Origin of the sequence: Corynebacterium sp. CCUG 70398, from assembly GCF_024454055.1 — a bacterium.
Lineage (GTDB): Bacteria > Actinomycetota > Actinomycetes > Mycobacteriales > Mycobacteriaceae > Corynebacterium > Corynebacterium genitalium.
In genome coordinates, this window is sequence record NZ_JAGPYZ010000004.1 from 174,782 (window position 1) to 194,583 (window position 19,802).

Here is a 19,802-nt window from a genome sequence, read left to right on the forward strand (position 1 = left end):
GTGTTAGCGCAGGATCGGGCGAGCTCGCAAACTGAGTTCAGCCATTGCGAGTGCGCCGAGCACTGCGGTGATTAGAAGGGTGCCCGGGAAGAACCCGGCATCCACTGGGATGGCACCCACGGCCGAACCGCTGGCAATGCCCACTTGGAACGTGACCACGTAGATAGACGATGCGCGGTTCTGGTTGTCCTCCCCCGCAAAGAGGAAGATTGTCGTCGCTGCAGTAGGCAACCCACCGCCAGCAGTACCGAGAAAGACGACGACGAGGAGGGCGGGGATGAGGGCGAGGGCGGGGGAAGCACTGATCAGCCCCAGGGCGAGTGCACCGAGAATGCCCGCGACGACAATGAGACCCGAAAAGATGAAGTTCATGCGGATCATGCGGCGGTCGGAGCGGCGGCCCGCAGAAAGAACACCGACGATGCCGAAGAGGCCGTAACCGGCGAGCCCGAGCGCCACGAAGGTCTCGCCGATCGTGCGCTCGACGAACAGGCCCAGGTAGGTGTAGGAGCAGAACAGCGCCGTGATCACCAGCGTTAAATAGAGCACGAGGGCAGGTAGCGCAGATTTCTGGTTGGCTTCCCCGCTTTTGCCTGCGGGCGGGATGGCGGGCATGGACGGCAGGAAGAACAACAGCGCCGCGAACGAGCCTGCGACAAGCACTCCGAGCAGCCAGGTAGCGTTGCGCCACCCGATCGCACCGCCGACGAGAGTGGTCAGCGGCGAGCCCATGACCAGTGCCATCGTCGAACCCAGCGACACAACGCCTATCGCGCGGCCGGTCATCCCCTTCGGTGCGAGCCGGGCCGCCATGGGGTTGACGAGAGACCAGAACAACCCGTGCGTGAAGGCAGCGCACACGCGCCCGGCGACAAGCATCCAATAGTTCGCCGCGGTGGCCTGCAGCGCGATGCCGGCGAGCAGACAGATCAGCGTGGCCATGAACACTGGTTTTCTGTCCAGTTTGCGGGTGATTTCCATGAGCGGAATGGTGACCACCGCGACGAGACCCGCGTACACAGTCATGAGCAGCCCGATTTGGCCCTCGGTGACCCCTAGGTCCTCCGCCATCGGGCTGATGAGGCCGACGGCGAACATCTCGAAGGTGACGTACACGAAGGCAGCGAAGCCCATCGTCGACAGCGGAAGCACGGGAAATTGTTGTTGCACAGGGCCACGCTAAACCTCTCCCATAAATTTCGCAGTTCAATGTTTTCAGCCCCACACTTGGTGGTAGAACGTTAAACATGCCGATTCAGCCGCCAGACTGGGAGTCGCGCCACACAGGCCAGTCGTACCCCACGATCACACAGTACGACCGGAAGCACCTGTCGATTCTGGTGCTGTTCATCTTCCTCTGCGGCATCCTGGTCATGGCTGTGAAGAAGCTTCCCGGCTCAGTGGTGAAGGCCTCTCGCAAGGTGGCCTCCGCCATCATGCTGCTGATCTCCACGGCGTACTTCGTGTGGGTGCTCAGTCCGTCACGCATCGTGTGGGACGAGACAGCTCCGTTCCATGTCACCGACCTGCTGCGCTACATCACGCCGCTGGCCTTGGGGACCGAAAACCCGACCGCAACAGCGCTGTCATACTACTGGGGTTTCTTCCTCAACCCGATGGCCATTTTCTTCCCGGACATGGCGTACGTGCAGGACAACTGGCGCCTGCAAGAGCTCGGCTACTGGTACTTCCACCTCGCGGCGACGATCGTGCCCGTCGTGCTCACCTTCGGGCTGGGCTACCGGCCGTCATGGAAGGACTGGCGTGTGGTTTCCGGCATCACTATGGCGTGGGCTGGCGTCTCTGGCGTTGTCAACAAGCTCACCGGCGGCAACTACTTCTTCAGTGCCGGCCACCCGCGCGGCTGGTCCCCGCTGCACTGGTTCGGCCCATGGCCCTGGTACCTGCTCATATGCGTACCCGGTGTGCCGGTCGTCTTCTCGCTTATGACCATCGCCTGGCCCGGTAACCGGCGGGCATTCCGTCGAGCACGTTGAGCTTCGCCGTCGCGGCGGGCAGCGCGTGCGCAATTGTCGACGCATGCGTCGGCCCTGCCCCGTACTCCGTCTGCGCCGAGATCCACGCCGCCACCGCGTGAACGGTGACCGATTGGTAGATGCCGAGCATGCCGTCGCGGGCCATCCGTGCACCCATCAGCCCGGCCAGCACGTCACCTGATCCAGGTGTGGCCGCCCACGACGTTCCGCAGTCCACAACGATGGCGTGGTCCTGCTCCGGGTTGGCGACGATGGTGCTCCGCCCTTTCCGCACAACAGCGCAGTTCAACGTTGTTGCAAGAGCTTTGGTCTCGGTGAGCCGGTCAGCGGGTGCGATTCCGAGCGCGTCCCGCAGCCGCTCGAACTCTCCGTCGTGCGGGGTGAGCACTGTTTCTGCCTCTCTCTGTTCCAGCAGGTCGCGTAGTTCTGGGTCGCGGGTCAGGAGGGTGAGGCCGTCGGCGTCGATAAGCAACGGCTCCTCACGTCCGAGAAGCAGCGCGAGCTCGCTGCTGGCCGCGGAATCTGTGCCAACACCCGGGCCGAACACCCACGCCTGCACGCGCCCGGCGTCTTCGAGCTTGTGCGTGACGACGACCTCCGGCAGCGCCCGCACCACCTCCAACGCCTGAGGCCCGGCGTAACGAACCATCGCCGGTGTCGCATTGACAGCGCCAATAGTGGCGAGGATCGCCGCGCCGGGATAAGTACCGCTACCAGCGCGGATACCGACGACACCGCCGGTGTACTTGTCATCGCCCGGGCGCGGTTCCGTATCTGGCTCATTGTCGGGGCGGAGCGGATCGAGCGCGTCAGGGGTCTGGAGCTCACCCGGCACGGAGCGGAAGAGGAGGGTGTCGCTCTCCCAAACGCGAAGTTCATCGGCGATCGTGCGGCCGTCATGAATGTGCGGGTGGGCGAGCAGCTGGATGCCGCACTCCGGGGCGAGACCGTGCGCGCGGCGCCATCCGCCGAACGTGACTGTCGCGTCGGCGATGACGTGGACCTCGCCCTTCTCTCCTGTATCCGCGTCAATGCCCGAGGGCACGTCGACCGCCAACACGTGGGCGTACCAGTCGGTGAGGTGGTCGAGCACCTGCTTGACCTCCTCGCCCAGGCTGCCCGCGCCACCGAGGCCAGTGAGCCCGTCGATGGCGAGGCGGTAGTTCTGCTCCTGCATCGGGGCACTATCAAGGACGGTGCCGCCGGCGTTGCGGAAGGCCTCCAAGGCAGGTTCGTGGGCGCTCCCCCACGCCAGCCAGGCGTCCACTTTGTGGCCGGCAAGTGCCAGTTCAGCACCGGCATAGAGAGCGTCGCCGCCGTTGCCGCCCTTGCCCACCAAGAGCACAATGCGGGGGTTCTCGCGGTAGTGTTCCAAGAAGTCCGGCCAGGTCAGCATTGTTTCTGCCGCCAGGAAGACGGCGTGGGCCGCCGATTTCATGAGTTCGTCGGGTTCGCGTTGCGCGTCGAGAAGCGGGCGCTCTGCCGCGCGGATCTGTTCGGCTGTGTAAGCGTGCAGCATGCACCCCAGCGTAGGTGCGTTACGTGTCTTGCGCGTCGAGTGGAGAAAACCAACGCAGGCCCTGAAAGCGAGCAAAGTCGCTATCGAAAGAGCAGATGGAGGTGCCGTGCTCGATAGCGAGAGCGGCAAGATGAGCATCGGTGACAAGGGCCCCACGGGCGTCACTGTCGACGGTGAGGGTGCGCAGGATACTCGCGTGCTGAGGACCAGGTTGGGGCACCCAGGAGTTCGGGTGTTTCAACCAGTTTTCGATGTAGTCACTCGCGCGAGAAGGTGTGAGAGGCATAGCGAACAGTGCAGGGTTCGTGGTGATTCTTTGAAACGCCAGCAAGCAAATCCACGGGAAGCCGACCCGTTCAGTGTTGCGCAGAGCACCATCAAGCCATGACGAGGCTTCAGCGAAATGCGTCGCGTTCTCATCAGACGCGTAGATAAGCACGTTTGCATCGATGATCATTGCACGCGCCGGCCGAGTCTTTCGCGATCTTCCAGATCCAAGATCTCACTAACTTTGATGCACTCGACCTTCATTCCCATCGGCTGCGACATGGGGATATAGTCCACTGCACTATCTCTTCGGGGCAATCCGGCGCGTGCAAGATCATTGACCGCTTCACCCACGCTGGTGCCTTTCTCAGCTGCAATAGCGCGGGCGGCGGTGTAGACCTCTTCATCGAGCCGGATCGTGAGCCTCATGAAACCGACGCTAGCTCCAGTGGTGACGCAGTTCAAGACCGGTTTCTAAGTTACTGGCAGCCCGGGCACCAGTAGAGTTTCCGGCCCTCGCTCACCTTCATCTCGATGGGTGTGCCGCAGATGTAGCACGGGTCGCCCGCCCGGCGGTAGACGTACACCTCTCCGCCATGGTCGTCCTTGCGTGGATCGCGCCCCATGGCTTCCGGGGTGTGGTCGAGGCGGACGGTGTCGATGCGCCCGTTGTCGACACCGTAGGCCATGAGCTCGACAAGATCGGTCCAGATCGCGTCAAACTGAGCGCGGCTCAATAGCGTCCCGGGGACCGTCGGATCGATGCCTTGCCGGAAGAGCACCTCCGCACGGTAGATGTTGCCCACACCGGCGAAGAGCTTCTGGTCCATCAGAAGCGAACCGATGGAGCGCTTTGATCGGTGGATTTTCTCATAGAGCGCGTCCGGAGGGGTTGCCTCCACGATCGGATCGAAGCCAGAGCGGGCGATGATCGCGTCGACTTGCTCATCGGTAAGCAGCTTGCAGAACTGCGGTCCGCGCAGGTTAGCCGCGATTTCTCCATTGGAGATGTGAAGACGGATCTGGCCCCAGTTGTCCTCGGCGGGCTCGAAACGCAACGAGCCGATCAGGCCCAGGTGAATGTAGACCACGTGCTCGACGTGGGGCGCGTCAAAGTCCACGAAGAGGTGCTTGCCGTGGGCGGTGGCGCGGGTGAGACGTGAGCCGTCGATAAGCGACGCTTCCGTGAAGCGCCCCTGCGGGCTGGTCACCTCCACCGGGGCGCTGCGGAAATTCGCGTTGAGTTCGCGGGCGAGACGGTGGAGAACGTGACCTTCGGGCATTAAGCAGAGTTTACTTGGGCTCCACCGGGTTCTCCGAAACGACGACGCCGTCCGAGTCCGCGTAGACGTACTGGCCGGGGATGAAGTCAATGCCGCCCAGGCGGAGCACGATGTTCTCCTCGCCGACGCCGTCCTTGTTGGACTTGCGCGGGTTGGTGCCCAGAGCCTTGCAGCCGAACTCCATCTTGGCCACCTCTGCGGAGTCGCGGATCGGGCCGTTGATGATCACGCCGGCCCAGCCGTTGTTGACACCAGCCTCAGCGATCATGTCGCCCATCAGAGCAGTGTGCATCGACGCGTGACCGTCCACCACGAGGACCTTGCCCTCACCGGGGGAGTTCAGCGTCTTCTTGACCAGGCCGTTGTCCTGGAAGCACGAAATCGTGTGGATCTCACCGCAGAACTCGATCCTCCCGCCCAAGTTGCGGAACTGGATGTCGCAGCTGCGCACATCCTTGTCGTGGATGTCGGCGATGTCAGCGGTAGCGATGAACTGGATGCTCGAGTCAGTCATGGCGGGATGCTCCTTCGGGTTGGTGGGTTCTGGTTTACGAGTTTACGCGCTGTCATCCTGCAAAAGATGACAAACCGGATTTCTGTCTGGAACTGTCGTCGCAGGTCAAGGTGATGTGGGTGACTAAATCGAAACCGAGTTTGTCATCTTTTGCAGCGCGCCCGCGCAACGAAGAACCCGCACTGCGCAGCGGCAGTGCGGGTTTAGTCCGTTCAAGCATTCAGCTTAGAACTGGCCCTCCTCGGTGGAGCCCTTCAGGGCGGTGGTGGAGGAGTTCGGGTCGACGGTGGTGGCAACGCGGTCGAAGTAGCCGGCACCGACCTCGCGCTGGTGCTTCACAGCAGTGAAGCCGCGGTCGGATGCTGCCTGGAACTCGCGGTTCTGCAGGTCGACGAAGGCCGGCATGCCCTCGCGAGCGTAGCCGTAGGCCAGGTCGAACATGGAGTAGTTGAGGGCGTGGAAGCCAGCCAGGGTGATGAACTGGAAGGTGAAGCCCATCTTGCCCAGCTCCTTCTGGAACTTGGCGATCTCTTCCTCGTCCAGGTGGGAGGACCAGTTGAAGGACGGGGAGCAGTTGTAGGCCAGCAGCTGGTCCGGGAACTCCTCGTGGACGCCGTCAGCGAACTTCTTCGCCAGCTCGAGGTCCGGGGTACCGGTCTCCATCCAGATCATGTCAGCGTACGGAGCGTAGGACTTTGCGCGCGCGATGCAGGGCTCAACGCCGTTCTGGACGTAGTAGTAGCCCTCTGCGGAACGCTCGCCGGTGAGGAACTTCGCGTCGCGCTCGTCAACGTCGGAGGTCAGCAGGGTTGCAGCCTCAGCGTCGGTGCGGCCGATGACCACGGTCGGGACGTTCATGACGTCTGCAGCCAGGCGGGCAGACGACAGGGTGCGGATGTGCTGCTGGGTCGGGATGAGGACCTTTCCGCCCAGGTGGCCGCACTTCTTCTCGGAAGCGAGCTGGTCTTCCCAGTGGGTACCAGCGGCACCAGCCTGGATCATTGCGCGCTGCAGCTCGTAAACGTTCAGTGCGCCACCGAAGCCAGCCTCACCGTCAGCGACGATCGGGACGAGCCAGTTGTCCACGGAGGTGTCGCCCTCGACGCGGGAGATCTGGTCAGCGCGGGTCAGGGCGTTGTTGATGCGGCGGACAACGTTCGGCACGGAGTTAGCCGGGTACAGGGACTGGTCCGGGTAGGTGTTGCCGGAGAGGTTGGCGTCACCTGCGACCTGCCAGCCGGAGAGGTACACAGCCTGCAGGCCTGCACGGACCTGCTGAACGGCCTGGTTACCGGTCAGGGCACCCAGGGCGTGGATGTAGGAGCCGTCGCCCTTGGTGATGCCGTCCCAAAGGATCTCAGCACCGCGGCGAGCGAGGGTCTGCTCCTCGACGACGTTGCCCTGCAGGTCAGCAACCTGCTGTGCGGTGTAGTCGCGGGTGATGCCCTTCCAGCGGGGGTTCTCGTCCCAATCCTTCTGGATTTCCTCAGCGGTACGAGCCTGTCCTGTGGTGGTCATATACCTGTCCCCTTTCTATGGGATCTGTTGTTTGAAGCCGCTCACCCAGCGAAAGTGAAGTGAGCCACGCTGTTGGCGTTCAACGACTAGTATCACCATCCGCTCACTAGTCCGTCAATACGGGGCGTGGTTTGCGTTGGTTAGCGGCGTGGCTCGGGGGTCAGGATGACGGGAAAGTCGCAGCTTGAGAGCTTTTTGCTTATCGACGTGCGCGACCAGCCTGACAGTCGTCCGACTTTTGACTAACAATTTCGGGGGTAGCGTGACAGCAATCACTTAATGTTTCGCATAATGCGCACGCAACAATTTAAGGCAACCTAGACTGGTGCCATACATCTTCTGTCTACTTGGCTGAAAGGATCTCTGCCCTATGACTACGCCGCAATTCGAGGACCGCACGGAGCGCGTCGAGGTAGCTGGCCTGCAGGTGGCCCGCCCGCTCTATGACTTTGTCAACGACACTCTGCTGCCGGAGATCAAGCCCGAAACGAACCTGGACGCGGAGAAGTTCTGGGCCGATGTCGCGCAGTACTTCGCGGACCTGGCTCCGAAGAACAAGTCGTTGCTGGCCCGCCGCGACGAGCTGCAGGCCACCATGGATGACTACTACCGCGAGAACCCGGGCCAGCCGGACCCGAAGGAGCACGAGGAGTTCCTGCGTTCCATCGGCTACATCGTCGACCAGCCGACTGACGGTGCAATCCGCACCGAGAACGTCGACGACGAGTTCGCTAACGTCGCCGGCCCGCAGCTGGTGGTGCCGATTACGAATGCTCGCTTTGCCATCAACGCCGCGAACGCGCGCTACGGTTCGCTCTACGACGCGCTGTACGGCACCGATGCCATCCCGACCGACGGTGGTGCCGAGCCAGGCAAGGGGTACAACCCGGTTCGCGGCGACCGCGTGATCGAGTGGTCCCGAAACTTCCTCGATGAGGCTGTGCCGCTCGAGGGCGCATCCCACGCCGAGGTCGACTCCTACGAAATCACCGAGTCCGGCGAACTGAAGATCACCGCTGACGGCAACGAGGTCTCCCTGAAGGAGCCGGAGGTATACATCGGCTACCAGGGTGAGCAGTCTGCTCCGACCGGCATCGTGCTGCGCCACAATGGCCTGCACATCATCATTCAGCTCGACCGCGAGCACCCGGTGGGCAAGACCGACCGCGCTGGTGTTGCTGACGTCGTGCTCGAGTCCGCCGTGACCGCCATCATGGACTTCGAGGACTCTGCCGCCGCTGTCGACGGTGCTGACAAGGCCGCTGCTTACCAGACCTGGTTCGGTCTCAACCGCGGCGACATCTCTGAGACTGTCGCTAAGGGCGACAAGTCCTTCGAGCGCAAGCAGGAAGACGACCTGACCTATACCGCGAAGGACGGCTCCGAGGCCACCCTGCACGGCCGCGCCATGATGCTGTGCCGCAATGTGGGCCACCTGATGACCACCCCGGCCATTCTCTTTAACGGCGAGGAAGTCCCGGAGGGCCTGCTCGACGGCATCATCACTGTTGCCTCCGCTATCCCGGGCCTGCGCAAGGACAACGCGCACGGTAACTCCCGGACGGGTTCTGTGTACGTGGTGAAGCCGAAGCAGCACGGCCCGGAAGAGGTCGCTTTCACTAACGAGATCTTCGACCGCGTCGAGGAGATCCTGAACCTGCCGAAGAACACCGTCAAGGTCGGTGTCATGGACGAGGAGCGCCGCACCTCCGTCAACCTGGACGCTTGCATCATGGAGGCCGCGGACCGCCTGGTGTTCATCAACACCGGCTTCCTGGACCGCACCGGCGATGAGATCCACACCTCCATGCAGGCCGGCCCGATGGTCCGAAAGGCGGACCTGCAGACCGCGCCGTGGAAGCTCGCGTACGAGAACCACAACGTCGACGCAGGTCTGGCGCATGACCTGCCGGGCCGCGCACAGATCGGTAAGGGCATGTGGGCAGAGACCGAGCATATGGCCGCGATGCTGGAGAAGAAGATCGGCCAGCCGCGCGAGGGTGCCAACACCGCTTGGGTCCCCTCCCCGACCGGTGCGACCCTGCACGCTACCCACTACCACCAGGTCAATGTCCACGAGGTGCAGGACGAGCTGCGCGCCGCTGGCCGCCGCGACGCCTACGCTGACCTGCTTACCGTTCCGGTCAACACGGGCGGCGACACCTGGTCCGACGAGGAGAAGCAGCAGGAGCTGGACAACAACTGCCAGTCCATCCTGGGCTACGTGGTCCGCTGGGTTGAGCAGGGCGTCGGTTGCTCGAAGGTGCCGGACATCCACGACGTGGACCTCATGGAGGACCGCGCCACCCTGCGCATTTCTTCCCAGCTCCTTGCGAACTGGCTGGTCCACGGTGTCATCACCGAGGAACAGGTCGTGGAGTCTCTCGAGCGCATGGCGAAGAAGGTCGACGAGCAGAACGCCGGGGACGCCAACTACCTGCCGATGGCCGCCGATTACGACGCTTCTATCGGCTTCCAGGCCGCGAAGGACCTGATCTTCAAGGGCACCGAGTCCCCGGCTGGCTACACCGAGCCGATCCTGCACGCGAAGCGCCGCGAGTTCAAGGCCGCCCACGGGGTTGATTAATCGGGTCTAGATCCGATTGCTAGCGCCGCTACCGTTTCGGTGGCGGCGTTCTAGTCTCCGTAGACCACGCTTCTGTGGCCGACGGTGAAGACCTCAATGGTGACTGTTTCGTCCTTAATGAGTGCGAGAATCCGGTAAGAGCCAACTCGGTAGCGCCATTCCCCGGAGCGGTTCGCTGTCAATGATTTGCCGAATGCGCGCGGGTCAGCGCAGCCGTCGAGGTTGTTCTTGATCCAGGTAGCAAGAATTCGGGCGTCGAATCGGTCCATCTTCTTGAGCTGTTTACGGGCCTTGGCGGTGAGTTCGACTTTGTAGGACATTTGAAGCGTTAGCGCAGCTCGGTGAGCACGTCGTCGATGGTGAAGCGCTCGCCGGAATCGTCGGCGATCGCCTCACGTAGTTCCTGCAGGTCATAAGTATCTTCGATCTTTTCAAGAATGGCGGAGCGGGCGAAATCGGAGATCGTGACGCCGGAGAAGCTCGCGAACTTGCGGACCAGCTCGGCGTCCTCTGCGTTCATGCGGATTGTCATCGTGGCCATGAATACATTGTATTCACTCGGCTTGCGTGAACAAGATTCCCCAGGGCTCTATGTATTCTCTTTAGGGTGCGGCGCTAAGGAGGGCACATGGGGTACACAGTCGGATTCGACCGCGACAAGTACATTGCGATGCAGTCGGAGCAGATTTCGAAGCGTCGTGAAGCAATCGGCGGAAAGCTCTACCTCGAGATGGGCGGCAAGCTTTTCGACGACCACCATGCCTCCCGCGTCCTGCCCGGGTTCACCCCGGACAACAAGATCGCCATGCTCGAAGCGATCAAGGACGAAGTGGAGATCGTCGTCTGCGTCGCCGCGCCTGACCTGGTCCGGCAAAAGGTCCGCGCGGACATCGGCATCACCTACGAGGACGAGGTTTTAAGGCTTATCGACGGCTTCCGCGAGCGCAACTTCCTCGTGGACAACGTCGTGATCACCCAGTACGAAAGCGGCCCTGACCAAGCCGATGCCTTCCGGGACAAGCTGGAGAAACTGGGGTTGACGGTCAATCTGCACCGCGTGATTCCCGGGTACCCGAATGACATTTCGCGGATCGTCTCGGAGGAGGGCTTCGGCCGCAACGACTACGTGGAGACCACCCGCGACGTGGTGGTCATGACCGCGCCGGGCCCGGGATCTGGCAAGATGGCCACCTGCCTCAGCCAGGTGTATGCCGACAACAGGCGCGGCATTTCCGCTGGCTACGCAAAGTTCGAGACATTCCCTATCTGGAATCTGCCGCTCGAGCACCCGATCAACCTGGCCTATGAGGCAGCGACGGTCGACCTCGACGACATCAACGTCATCGACCAGTACCACCTGGCCGCGTACGGTGAGCAGGTTTCCAGCTACAACCGTGATGTTGACGCGTTCCCTCTGCTCAAAGCGTTGCTGCTCGAGGCGACGGGGACGCAGCCGTACCAGTCCCCCACCGACATGGGCGTGAACATGGCAGGCTACGGCATCTCCGACGACGCCGCCTGCCGGTACGCCGCCAACCAGGAGATCATCCGTCGCTTCCTTGCCGCTCAGGTCGACGCGCGCCGGGGTGATGTGGCTGAGAACGTGCCGGAGCGCGCCGCGAATGTCATGCGCAAGGCAGGGCTGACTGTGGAAGACCGCCCGGTCGTCGGCCCGGCGCTCGCGATTGCTGACACCACGGGCAATCCCGGCGCGGCGCTGGAGCTTCCCGACGGTTCCATCGTCACCGGCAAGACCTCTGACCTGCTCGGACCATCGGCAGCCGTGCTGCTCAACGCCCTGAAAAAGCTCGCCGGCATTGACGACGAAGTGCACCTGCTCTCCCCCGACTCGATCGAGCCGATCCAGACGCTGAAGACGACGTACCTTGGCTCGCGCAACCCTCGCCTGCACACTGACGAGGTGCTCATCGCGCTGTCCGCTTCCGCCTCGGAAGACGACAACGCCCGGCTCGCGCTGGAGCAGCTGCAGTCGCTGCGCGGTTGCGATGCCCACATCACCACCATCCTGGGCTCGGTGGATGAGGGGATCTTCCGCTCACTCGGTGTGCTGGCGACAACGGAGCCGGAGTACTGGCGCAAAGCCCTGTACCACCGACGTTAACATGCCTGTCCCCCTGAGGGGACAATCTCGCGTTTTCTCTGTCGCATCCTCTGCACCGCTGGAATCGTCGGAAGTGGAAACCGCATCCGACGAGAGGAAAAGGCAGGTGGCAGGACATGAGTACGCCCTTCGAGCTGGAAGCAGCGGGTTTGAACTATTCCTACGGCGATACGCCAGTCATCCAGGATCTGACCATGAGAGTCCCGCACGGGCAGGTCTATGGGTTCCTTGGCAGAAACGGTGCTGGTAAGAGCACCGTCATGAAGATTCTGCTCGGGCTTCTGAAACCGGCATCGGGACAGATTGCTTTTCAAGGCAGGATCATCGACCCAGGCGCAGCGTCGTACCTTGACCGCGTGGGAAGTTTGATTGAAGAACCTTCCTTCTACCCGAACCTCACTGGGGCAGAAAATATCCGCTACATCAGCAAACTTCGGGAAAGTACGGCGCAGGACACCCAGCTTCTCGGCCTCGTTGGTCTGAGCTCGCAAGCAGCCAACAAGAAAGCGGGAGAATACTCGCTGGGGATGAAGCAGCGGCTCGGTATTGCGCTTGCGCTTGTCGGCGACCCTGAGCTTCTGCTTCTCGACGAGCCAACGAACGGCCTAGACCCGGAAGGAATCCGGGAAATGCGCAACCTCATCCGCTATTTCTCCAGAGAGCTGGGAAAGACTGTCGTTGTTTCCAGCCACATTCTTTCGGAGATTGAGCAGCTCGCCGACACGGTGGGGATCATCCACCAAGGACGCATGCGCTACGAAGGCAATCTGCACGACCTTTCTGGCACGCCATCCTTGCTCCTCGACACGATGGACGGTGCCGCGACGACCGAGGTGTTATCGCTGGGCAACATCCCCTTCACTGCTGTCACGCATGAGCGCTTCTCTTTGCCGTACCACGGCCGTAGCCAGACTGCTCAGCTAGTCAGCTGGCTCGTTGGGCAGGGTGTGCAGATCGCGTCGGTCAGCGTGAATGAGCGGACGTTGGAGGACTCCTTCCTTGAGATCACCGAGGAAGACTATGTCGAGGTGGGGAGCAAATAATGTCTGCGATGAAGAGCGTGGGGGTCACCCCCAAGGCGTTTCAGATGGCAGGTCTGGAACCGTCGAAGTACCGGCGCAAACCGAGCGTGCTGCTGCCAATAGGTGTTGTGGCTCTGTTCGGGTTGTGGGCCGTCGCGACCATGTTCAACTCCGGTTCGGACGATCGGGCTGCGATAATCAACCTGGTTCAGCTCGGCGGGCTCATGCTGCCGCTGCTTATCGGCTCGAGCGTCCTCATTCTGGTGGGAGAAGATAAGAACACCAACATGACGTCACGTGCGCAAAGCCTCGGCATCGCACTGCCGGAAATCGGGTTTGCGAAGGCACTGTGGGCCCTGGCCGCGGGATTGTGCGGTCTGCTGGCCATTACTGCGAGCACGGTCATTGCCGGGCGAGCCGTAGGGATCACTCCTCCAGGTAATTCTGTGGTCATAGTGCTCTTCGCGCTGGCAGCGGAAATCGTCTGCCTCGTGCCTGCATTCCTCAACATTGCGTTGATGAAACGGGGCCAAGGGTTTGTCCTGGCCCTGTCGCTCGGCGGAGCATTGCTGGGGTCAGCCGGGCACTTCTTGCCGCAACACGCAGCGGCACTGACACCATTCACCTTCGCAGGTGCATTGACTCCGGCGAGGATCAACCAGGACGGGATTCATGACGTGACTTTCTCCGTCGCACTCCCCATCATCGTGCTCGCTGTCACGGTCATCGTTTGCGCTGTCTCAATCGCGTTCTTCCCGAGGAGGGTTCACAATGACTAACAGCCTGATCGGCCTCAAGAAATCACCCAACGCCCTCATCGTCGTGGCTGCGACAGGTCTTCTCTTCGTCGGCGCCATCATCTTCGGACAGCACATGGTCCCCGACACGATGTGGCAGGATGATCCTTCATCTGCGGTGACCTCAGTGTGGAGCAACCTTGGTGGGCTCTATTTCGGCATCTTGCTACCCATTCTCGTCGCCAGCTGTGCAGCGCTGGTCATGGCCCCTGAGCACCAACGTGGAAACGTGCAGTGGTTGCGCAGTCAACCGCGCGGGGCATCCTTACTCTTGAGGGAAAAAGTGGCGGCTCTAGGCCTGATCAGCGTCATCCTCGCCGCCATCCACATCGTTGTCATTCTCACGTTCGGGTTCTGGCAGGGGTACAGTTCGATTCCGCAGTTCGGCAACCTCGTTGTTTACGCCGCGGCGACCGCCTTCGGCGTGTTCGCGGTAGGAAGCTTCTACATGTGGGTCAGCGCATTCCTGCGTGGCACAGCCAGCACGATCTCGGCCGGGATAGCGCTCACCGTGACCTCCATGGCGTTGGCGGTCTTTGAGCAAGTGGCCGTTTCCTCCACCACGATCGAATCGATGCTTCCGACCACCCAGCTCATTTCCACTGCGTTGGTGCGTGAAGCAGGGACCTCAACGCCGGTGATGGTGCTGTTGAAGGTGCTCATCGCGTTAGTGTGGTCAGGGGTGTTCATCCTGTTGACACGCAGGCGGTTGGTCAGCGCGAGTTAGTCGGGAACCCTACGATCCAGCAATGCCCGAGAAAGCCATGTTTGTGAACGACGCAAATAGGAATGAACTGAAGTCCCCCAGGACTTTTATGGACAAGCTCCTGGAGGCGTGGCACTCTTCTACCGAGACGCTGTGGCTGGGTGCACTGGCCGGTTTGGGCTTCCAGCTCATGCTGACCGTGTTCGGAAAGCCCTTCTTCGACTCGAGGGCGATCTGGGCGCTGGTGACCGCCGTGCAGTTCGCACTTCTTCTGTCGCGGCGCCGCTGGCCGCTGTATGCGCTCGCGGGGCAGTCGGTGATGTTCGCTCTTGGAGAGACACCAGCTGGTTCCGGAGCGTATTCGTTGGTCCCGTTTTTGAGCTGCGCCGCAAGCGTTGTGCTCAGGGACAGGCCTCGCAATGTGCTCATCGGGATCACGATGGCTGTGGTTAGTTCACTCGTCAGCTCTTCTGGGGTGCACTCTGGGCGCGGCCCTCAACTCGAAGCAACGGTGCTTGTCCTACTGCACCTGGGTATTGCGGTTGCATTGGCGGCGTACGCCCGCGGGCGATTGAATTCAGTGGCCGAGCGGGACAGGCGCCTCGCGGCCGAACAACGCGAACGCGAGGCTGCCGCGAGACAGCGAAAAGCCGAATCGGTGTCTCGGGTGGCCTCCAATTTGCATGACAGCGTGGGCCACAACCTCACGGGCATCATCACTCTCGCCGAAGGAATCTCGAACCAGTCCGGGAACGAGCAAATCGATGGGGTTGTAGACCTGGTCAACGAGTTAGCTCGGGAAGCACTCGGGGAAACACGGACTGCTATCCGTGCCATCAAGTCCGCAGGAACCGCAGAACATGACGTGCTGGATGCGCAGGAAAGCGCGCGAACGTGGGAGGACATATCCCAACTGATCGACAACGTTCGTTCCACTGGCTTGGACATTTCGGTGACGGAAGAAGGACCGCGTCCCGAGGATCGACGCATTCACGACACTCTTTATCGGGTGGTGCGAGAAAGCCTGACGAACGTCATGCAACATGCCCGGGGTGCCACAGCGGTGGCCATCACTTTCGCATCCACTCCACGCGGCGTCGAGGTGACACTCACGGACAATGGAACCGAGCAGTCATCACCCCATGCCCCGGGGGTCGGGCTGGAGGGTCTGGCGAAGCGTGTCCAGCAGGCAGGCGGAACCTTCAATGCCGGCTGGTCTGAGGACGGATGGAGGGTGCATGCCACCCTTCCACTTCAGGGCGGTGATCTTCAATGAGCGCCACGCGCACGAGGGTGCTCATAGTCGATGATCAGCGGCCCGCGAGGATGGGGCTGAGCCTCATGGTCGACCGGTTCCCGGACATGGAGGTCGTTGCCTGTGTGGAGAACGGGAAGGAAGCGATCGAATGGTTGGCTGAATGCAGGTCAGAGGGGAAGCGATTGCCCCATGTCGTTCTCATGGATATCAGGATGCCGGTGATGAACGGCATTGAGGCCACAAGGCAGATCACGAGCCACTACCCGGGGATCAAGGTATTGGTGATGACAACCTACGACGAGGACGACTACGCTTTCGGCGCGTTGGATGCGGGCGCGACTGGTTACCTTCTGAAAGATGTTCGGGCTGATGAGCTGCATCGAGCAGTGTCAGCAGTGGCGCACGGCGACGCGATTCTCACCCCCAGGATCACTGCGGAGCTGGTCCGTCAGCGGCCGCACAGGCCAACGCAGGGCCGCCAAGCCCGAGCACGAGAAGCGTTTGAGGCCTTGTCTGCGCGAGAGTTTGAAGTAGCTAGCCTCGTTGCCCGGGGCATGAACAATGCCGAGATCGCCGAGCACCTCACCATTCAGCCGGACAGTGTGAAGAAGACCGTCTCGCGAATCCTCTCGCGCATGGACCTGCGTGACAGGACGCAGATCGTTGTGCTGTGGTACGAAGCTGATCTGGCGACATAACCCGGCGGGGTGATTTCTCCCTGCACTGCTGACTCCATACACTAGTGGTGTGACCAGCAAAATCCTGCTCTACTACCAGTTCCGCCCGATCCCGGACCCGGAGGCAATCCGGCTCTGGCAGCGCGACCTGTGCGAAGGGCTGGGCCTCAACGGCCGGATCATCATCTCCCCTGACGGCATCAACGGAACCGTCGGCGGGGACATGAACGCGTGCAAAGCGTACGTGCGAAAAACCAAGGAATACTTCCGCGGCATCGAGTTCAAGTGGTCCGAGGGCGGCAAGGAGGACTTCCCCAAACTGTCGGTCAAGGTGCGCGACGAAATTGTCACCTTCGGCGTGCCCGAGGAATTGCGTGTCGACGACAACGGGGTCGTCGGCGGAGGCACGCACTTGAAGCCGGAGGAGGTCAATGAGCTCGTCGAAAAGCGTGGCGACGATGTCGTGTTCTTTGACGGCCGCAACGCGTACGAAGCGGAGATCGGCAAGTTCAAAGGCGCTGTCGTGCCCGATGTGGAGACCACCCACGATTTCATCGCGGAGCTCGAGTCAGGCAAATACGACTGGATGAAGGACAAACCAGTCGTGTCCTACTGCACGGGCGGAATTCGCTGCGAAATCCTCTCGTCGCTGATGAAGAACCGCGGGTTCGAAGAGGTCTACCAAATCGACGGCGGCATCGTGCGCTACGGGGAGAAGTACGGAAACTCGGGTCTGTGGGAAGGCTCGCTCTACGTGTTCGACAAGCGCATGCACACAGAGTTCGGCGCGGGTGCGGACGATGACCCGGAGTTTGTGCAGCTCGGCCACTGCGTGCACTGCGGCGCGCCGACGAACCAGCACTACAACTGCGCGAATGAGCCGGAGTGCCGGCAGCAGTACTTGAGCTGCGAAGCGTGCCGGGCGGAGAACCCGTACTGTGCGGAGTGCTCTCAGGGCGCGTAATCGGCGGCGAGCATGCCAACCGTCACCGTGAGCCACAGCATGGTGAACGGGACCAGCGGTAGCCAGAACACGCCCATCCACGGCATCCATCGCTCATAACGGTTGAGCTTGCGCACCATGATCACCGCGCAGCTGAGCAGAGCGACGACTGGGTAGATGGAGCTCAGGGCGGCCCACCACGTGCGGGCGGCTTGGGAACACAGCCACGTGGCCTCCCCCGCTTCGCACAACGGACCGCCGACGAGGCGGAAGATCAGCGCCAGAATCCCCGCAATCAGGAACGTGCCTGCAACTGCTGCGACACCGAACCAGATGGCTTGGCGGGTGGACGCCTGGTTGCGCTCGTTGAGCTGGGCGGGATCGGGTTCGCTTGCAAGCTCATCGAAAGAGCGCGGTTCCGGGCGCACCTTGTTGTAGTAGTCGGCCGCTCCATGCAGGTCATTCTCCGGGTGGTCCGGGCGGTCAGAGGGCATACTAGGCATAGTCTCCACCCTAGACTCCCCTGCTAGCGCTGCGGAAAAATCACGACGGGCACGGGAGCGTGCTCCAAGAAGTCGGTCGCGCGCGGACCAGCGAAAACACAGTTGGTTGTGGCCGGCCGGGACGCGAGGAAGAGCACGTCGCCCTTCTTCCACTTCTGCGAGTCCACCACGGTGTCCCAGCCGTCGCCGGCGCTGACCCGGGTTTCCACTTCGAAGTTCTTCAGGCCCTGCACGCCGAGCTTCTCGGCCATGTCCGAGACGACATCACGGGCCCGGTCGAGGAGGGCCAAGGATGTCTCGTTCCATTCGTCGATAAACGCGCGGTGGGGTGCGATCTGCTCGTTGTAGTCGTAGGTTTCCTCCGGGGAGAACGCCATGATGCGCAGATCGACGTCGAGGATCATCGCGATGGCGGCGGCGCTGGCAATGCCGGTGTTCGCGGCTTCATCGTTCTCATCGAGGAACGCGAAGTTGACCCGCGTGATGCCCTTCTTCGACAACTTCACCGCGCGCGGCGCCAACCCGACGGAGACCGGCGACGAGTGCATGAGCGCGTCCGCGGTGGACGTGGCCTTGAACCGTCCTTTGGCTGCCTTCGGTTTGGAACCGACTAGAACAAGATCGGCGTGAAAACGCTCGACCTCTTGCGTGAGCAGCTCGTAGCGCGGGGAGCCGTCGCGGAATACTGCGTAGTCCTCGTCCCACGCACCGCGCGGGACGTGTTCCTTGAGCGCTTCCCGGATTGCACCGCTGCGCTTCTCCTCAATCTCTTTAAGCCACTTCTTGTACTTCTTGCTGGTCTTGTTGCGCAGATGCGACCAGGGCTGCTTCTCGGTGGAAATCACCCGGATCTGTGCAGGCATGGTGCGCGCAAGCCAGCCAGCGAAGTGCACCGCCTCTTCCCCGGATTGATCCCAGCCCACAGCGATGCGCAAAGGGCGCTCCGGACCGACAGAGGTTAGGAGCTCAGGAGTGAGGGGTAAAGGATTCATAATGGCGCGCGAAAGAAAGGGATACCGTTAACGGAATACTAACGGTTCCCTAACTTTACATGTCTGCGAGGGGGTGTCGCGCGCCGTTGCGCCTGTTCGGCTACTCGACGTTGCCGGTGTTGTAGCTGTCGGCCAATGGGCCCAGGATGCGCGAGGCTTGCTGGAGCAGCGGAAGCAGCTCGTTGTCAAGCGTGCCAATCATCTCCGCGACGTACTTCACGCGCTCGTCGGAGACGCGCTCGTATTCCTTAATGCCTGTATCGGTCATCTCCACACGCACACCGCGGCGGTCGTTCTCGTCGCGCACGCGATGGATGAGGTTGCGCTGTTCCAGCTGGTGCAGGGTATTCGATGCCGTCGGCATGCGGATTCCCTCGTCGGCGGCGAGCTGACTAATGCGCATCGGGCCGGACTCGATGAGCCGTTCCAAAATGGAAAGCTGCGGCCCGGTCAGGTCAGACTGCTCGGAAATGCGGAAATAAGCGACGTAAAGCTTGGTGAGAAAAGGGCGGACATCCTTTGCGATTGCATAGGCGTCTTCGGGATTAATTTGTGACATGCGCTCGAGTGTAGAGGTAGTTGTACAAACAAACGAATATCCGATCGTCCTCAAGGTTGTTGTCTCTGTCACATTTTCGCCGCCGGTGGGGACGGATAAACTCAGCGTAATGTTCCGTTTCGAAGGAGAGGTCTCGCACGAGTGGGAGCGGCGCGCGGTGCTGCGCGACTTTCAGGCTGGTCGCGTGCAGCGCGAGGAGCTTTGCGACGCCGATTTTCTCCTCAAGGCCGCCGGCCGACACCACGGAGTCGACTCTGCCCGACCGTGTCCTATCTGCGAAGCAGTGATGCGGGATGTCCTGTGGATTTACGGGGATAACGTGGGTCGCCGCTCCGGAACAGCACGCAGTATTGATGAGATTGACGGCATAGTCGCAGAGGTCGGCCCCGTCACCGTTCACCGCGTGGAGGTCTGCGAGCGCTGCGGTTGGAACCACTTGCTGACCGAATCCCAGGCCGTCCCCGAGCTGTGAATCGCGAATGAAGACGGGGGGATACTGGGTGTTTTGTTGGTTGAGCAAGTACCCTGTCCTAGAGGT

Annotated in this window: 22 protein-coding genes; 10 read left to right on the forward strand and 12 right to left on the reverse strand. The window is 61.7% G+C overall.

Annotation, left to right across the window (positions count from 1 at the left end):
* Window positions 1-3 precede the first annotated feature (3 nt).
* Window positions 4-1,134 (reverse strand): MFS transporter, encoded by a 1,131-nt coding sequence (locus KBX07_RS06660; protein WP_255994738.1) that lies wholly within the window; start codon window positions 1,132-1,134, stop codon window positions 4-6.
* Window positions 1,135-1,247: 113 nt separating this feature from the next.
* On the opposite strand from KBX07_RS06660, the gene KBX07_RS06665 reads away from it, so the two are divergent.
* Window positions 1,248-1,997: a TIGR02206 family membrane protein gene (locus KBX07_RS06665; protein ID WP_256023504.1), complete on the forward strand. Its 750-nt coding sequence runs from the start codon at window positions 1,248-1,250 to the stop codon at window positions 1,995-1,997.
* Here the strand turns inward: KBX07_RS06665 and KBX07_RS06670 are convergent.
* The 6 genes from KBX07_RS06670 to aceA form a co-directional block, all read right to left on the reverse strand.
* The gene (locus KBX07_RS06670; protein WP_256023506.1) at window positions 1,945-3,516 is read right to left on the reverse strand and encodes a bifunctional ADP-dependent NAD(P)H-hydrate dehydratase/NAD(P)H-hydrate epimerase; all 1,572 of its coding nucleotides are present in this window, start codon (window positions 3,514-3,516) and stop codon (window positions 1,945-1,947) included. The two genes, KBX07_RS06665 and KBX07_RS06670, sit on opposite strands and share 53 nt — an antisense overlap.
* A 19-nt stretch (window positions 3,517-3,535) precedes the next feature.
* On the reverse strand, window positions 3,536-3,973 hold the full coding sequence (locus tag KBX07_RS06675) for a type II toxin-antitoxin system VapC family toxin (RefSeq protein ID WP_256023508.1): 438 nt from the start codon (window positions 3,971-3,973) through the stop codon (window positions 3,536-3,538).
* On the reverse strand, window positions 3,970-4,212 hold the full coding sequence (locus tag KBX07_RS06680; protein ID WP_005287833.1) for a hypothetical protein: 243 nt from the start codon (window positions 4,210-4,212) through the stop codon (window positions 3,970-3,972). Before KBX07_RS06680 ends, KBX07_RS06675 begins: the two co-directional genes overlap by 4 nt.
* A 50-nt stretch (window positions 4,213-4,262) precedes the next feature.
* The gene (locus tag KBX07_RS06685; RefSeq protein ID WP_256023509.1) at window positions 4,263-5,066 is read right to left on the reverse strand and encodes an Fpg/Nei family DNA glycosylase; all 804 of its coding nucleotides are present in this window, start codon (window positions 5,064-5,066) and stop codon (window positions 4,263-4,265) included.
* A 10-nt stretch (window positions 5,067-5,076) separates the two neighbouring features.
* Window positions 5,077-5,580 (reverse strand): ribonuclease E activity regulator RraA, encoded by a 504-nt coding sequence (gene rraA, locus KBX07_RS06690; RefSeq protein ID WP_256023511.1) that lies wholly within the window; start codon window positions 5,578-5,580, stop codon window positions 5,077-5,079.
* 225 nt (window positions 5,581-5,805) lie between these two features.
* The gene (gene aceA, locus KBX07_RS06695) at window positions 5,806-7,098 is read right to left on the reverse strand and encodes an isocitrate lyase (RefSeq protein WP_256023512.1); all 1,293 of its coding nucleotides are present in this window, start codon (window positions 7,096-7,098) and stop codon (window positions 5,806-5,808) included.
* A gap of 370 nt (window positions 7,099-7,468) precedes the next feature.
* Here aceA and KBX07_RS06700 point away from each other — a divergent pair, with 370 nt between their 5' ends.
* On the forward strand, window positions 7,469-9,685 hold the full coding sequence (locus KBX07_RS06700; RefSeq protein ID WP_256023514.1) for a malate synthase G: 2,217 nt from the start codon (window positions 7,469-7,471) through the stop codon (window positions 9,683-9,685).
* A gap of 50 nt (window positions 9,686-9,735) precedes the next feature.
* On the opposite strand, the gene KBX07_RS06705 is transcribed toward KBX07_RS06700, so the two are convergent.
* Window positions 9,736-10,005 carry a type II toxin-antitoxin system RelE/ParE family toxin gene (locus tag KBX07_RS06705; protein ID WP_005287846.1) on the reverse strand — a complete coding sequence of 90 codons (270 nt, stop codon included), beginning with the start codon at window positions 10,003-10,005 and terminating at the stop codon, window positions 9,736-9,738.
* A gap of 8 nt (window positions 10,006-10,013) precedes the next feature.
* Entirely contained in the window at window positions 10,014-10,226 is a 213-nt protein-coding gene (relB, locus tag KBX07_RS06710; protein ID WP_005287849.1) for a type II toxin-antitoxin system RelB family antitoxin, read from the reverse strand.
* Between the two features lie 87 nt (window positions 10,227-10,313).
* On the opposite strand from relB, the gene KBX07_RS06715 reads away from it, so the two are divergent.
* From KBX07_RS06715 to KBX07_RS06745, 7 genes are all read left to right on the forward strand, one after another.
* Window positions 10,314-11,807: a DUF1846 domain-containing protein gene (locus tag KBX07_RS06715; RefSeq protein ID WP_255994599.1), complete on the forward strand. Its 1,494-nt coding sequence runs from the start codon at window positions 10,314-10,316 to the stop codon at window positions 11,805-11,807.
* Window positions 11,808-11,923: 116 nt separating this feature from the next.
* Window positions 11,924-12,850 carry an ABC transporter ATP-binding protein gene (locus KBX07_RS06720; protein ID WP_256023516.1) on the forward strand — a complete coding sequence of 309 codons (927 nt, stop codon included), beginning with the start codon at window positions 11,924-11,926 and terminating at the stop codon, window positions 12,848-12,850.
* Between the two features lie 44 nt (window positions 12,851-12,894).
* Entirely contained in the window at window positions 12,895-13,608 is a 714-nt protein-coding gene (locus KBX07_RS06725) for a hypothetical protein (protein WP_256023517.1), read from the forward strand.
* Complete coding sequence (locus tag KBX07_RS06730; protein ID WP_256023519.1) at window positions 13,601-14,353, forward strand: ABC transporter permease; 753 nt, start codon at window positions 13,601-13,603, stop codon at window positions 14,351-14,353. Before KBX07_RS06725 ends, KBX07_RS06730 begins: the two co-directional genes overlap by 8 nt.
* A gap of 22 nt (window positions 14,354-14,375) precedes the next feature.
* Entirely contained in the window at window positions 14,376-15,608 is a 1,233-nt protein-coding gene (locus tag KBX07_RS06735) for a sensor histidine kinase (protein ID WP_256023520.1), read from the forward strand.
* Window positions 15,605-16,288 (forward strand): response regulator transcription factor, encoded by a 684-nt coding sequence (locus KBX07_RS06740; RefSeq protein ID WP_255997269.1) that lies wholly within the window; start codon window positions 15,605-15,607, stop codon window positions 16,286-16,288. The genes KBX07_RS06735 and KBX07_RS06740 overlap by 4 nt, the downstream gene beginning before the upstream one ends.
* 49 nt (window positions 16,289-16,337) lie before the next feature.
* Entirely contained in the window at window positions 16,338-17,231 is an 894-nt protein-coding gene (locus tag KBX07_RS06745) for a rhodanese-related sulfurtransferase (protein WP_256023522.1), read from the forward strand.
* On the opposite strand, the gene KBX07_RS06750 is transcribed toward KBX07_RS06745, so the two are convergent.
* The 3 genes from KBX07_RS06750 to KBX07_RS06760 all read right to left on the reverse strand — a co-directional run bounded on the left by KBX07_RS06750 (window position 17,219) and on the right by KBX07_RS06760 (window position 19,264).
* Window positions 17,219-17,704, reverse strand: a complete 486-nt coding sequence (locus tag KBX07_RS06750) for a hypothetical protein (protein ID WP_255994737.1) — start codon at window positions 17,702-17,704, stop codon at window positions 17,219-17,221. The two genes, KBX07_RS06745 and KBX07_RS06750, sit on opposite strands and share 13 nt — an antisense overlap.
* Before the next feature lie 32 nt (window positions 17,705-17,736).
* Window positions 17,737-18,648: a universal stress protein gene (locus tag KBX07_RS06755; protein ID WP_050748772.1), complete on the reverse strand. Its 912-nt coding sequence runs from the start codon at window positions 18,646-18,648 to the stop codon at window positions 17,737-17,739.
* A gap of 157 nt (window positions 18,649-18,805) precedes the next feature.
* On the reverse strand, window positions 18,806-19,264 hold the full coding sequence (locus KBX07_RS06760) for a MarR family winged helix-turn-helix transcriptional regulator (protein WP_005287862.1): 459 nt from the start codon (window positions 19,262-19,264) through the stop codon (window positions 18,806-18,808).
* A gap of 109 nt (window positions 19,265-19,373) precedes the next feature.
* Between KBX07_RS06760 and KBX07_RS06765 the strand changes: the two genes are divergently transcribed.
* Window positions 19,374-19,736, forward strand: a complete 363-nt coding sequence (locus KBX07_RS06765; protein WP_255994593.1) for a DUF5318 family protein — start codon at window positions 19,374-19,376, stop codon at window positions 19,734-19,736.
* Window positions 19,737-19,802: the final 66 nt, after the last annotated feature.

Excerpts from the sequence above, each read along its gene's own strand:
- KBX07_RS06660 (WP_255994738.1), bottom strand. The coding sequence starts at position 1,134 with ATGGGCTTCGCTGCCTTCGTGTACGTCACCTTCGAGATGTTCGCCGTC.
- KBX07_RS06760 (WP_005287862.1), bottom strand. The coding sequence starts at position 19,264 with ATGTCACAAATTAATCCCGAAGACGCCTATGCAATCGCAAAGGATGTC.
- KBX07_RS06715 (WP_255994599.1), top strand. The coding sequence starts at position 10,314 with ATGGGGTACACAGTCGGATTCGACCGCGACAAGTACATTGCGATGCAG.
- KBX07_RS06705 (WP_005287846.1), bottom strand. The coding sequence starts at position 10,005 with ATGTCCTACAAAGTCGAACTCACCGCCAAGGCCCGTAAACAGCTCAAG.
- KBX07_RS06730 (WP_256023519.1), top strand. The coding sequence starts at position 13,601 with ATGACTAACAGCCTGATCGGCCTCAAGAAATCACCCAACGCCCTCATC.
- KBX07_RS06750 (WP_255994737.1), bottom strand. The coding sequence starts at position 17,704 with ATGCCCTCTGACCGCCCGGACCACCCGGAGAATGACCTGCATGGAGCG.
- rraA (WP_256023511.1), bottom strand. The coding sequence starts at position 5,580 with ATGACTGACTCGAGCATCCAGTTCATCGCTACCGCTGACATCGCCGAC.
- KBX07_RS06665 (WP_256023504.1), top strand. The coding sequence starts at position 1,248 with ATGCCGATTCAGCCGCCAGACTGGGAGTCGCGCCACACAGGCCAGTCG.
- KBX07_RS06765 (WP_255994593.1), top strand. The coding sequence starts at position 19,374 with ATGTTCCGTTTCGAAGGAGAGGTCTCGCACGAGTGGGAGCGGCGCGCG.
- KBX07_RS06735 (WP_256023520.1), top strand. The coding sequence starts at position 14,376 with ATGCCCGAGAAAGCCATGTTTGTGAACGACGCAAATAGGAATGAACTG.
- KBX07_RS06720 (WP_256023516.1), top strand. The coding sequence starts at position 11,924 with ATGAGTACGCCCTTCGAGCTGGAAGCAGCGGGTTTGAACTATTCCTAC.
- KBX07_RS06670 (WP_256023506.1), bottom strand. The coding sequence starts at position 3,516 with ATGCTGCACGCTTACACAGCCGAACAGATCCGCGCGGCAGAGCGCCCG.
- KBX07_RS06700 (WP_256023514.1), top strand. The coding sequence starts at position 7,469 with ATGACTACGCCGCAATTCGAGGACCGCACGGAGCGCGTCGAGGTAGCT.
- relB (WP_005287849.1), bottom strand. The coding sequence starts at position 10,226 with ATGGCCACGATGACAATCCGCATGAACGCAGAGGACGCCGAGCTGGTC.
- KBX07_RS06680 (WP_005287833.1), bottom strand. The coding sequence starts at position 4,212 with ATGAGGCTCACGATCCGGCTCGATGAAGAGGTCTACACCGCCGCCCGC.
- KBX07_RS06740 (WP_255997269.1), top strand. The coding sequence starts at position 15,605 with ATGAGCGCCACGCGCACGAGGGTGCTCATAGTCGATGATCAGCGGCCC.
- KBX07_RS06725 (WP_256023517.1), top strand. The coding sequence starts at position 12,895 with ATGGCAGGTCTGGAACCGTCGAAGTACCGGCGCAAACCGAGCGTGCTG.
- KBX07_RS06685 (WP_256023509.1), bottom strand. The coding sequence starts at position 5,066 with ATGCCCGAAGGTCACGTTCTCCACCGTCTCGCCCGCGAACTCAACGCG.
- aceA (WP_256023512.1), bottom strand. The coding sequence starts at position 7,098 with ATGACCACCACAGGACAGGCTCGTACCGCTGAGGAAATCCAGAAGGAT.
- KBX07_RS06675 (WP_256023508.1), bottom strand. The coding sequence starts at position 3,973 with ATGATCATCGATGCAAACGTGCTTATCTACGCGTCTGATGAGAACGCG.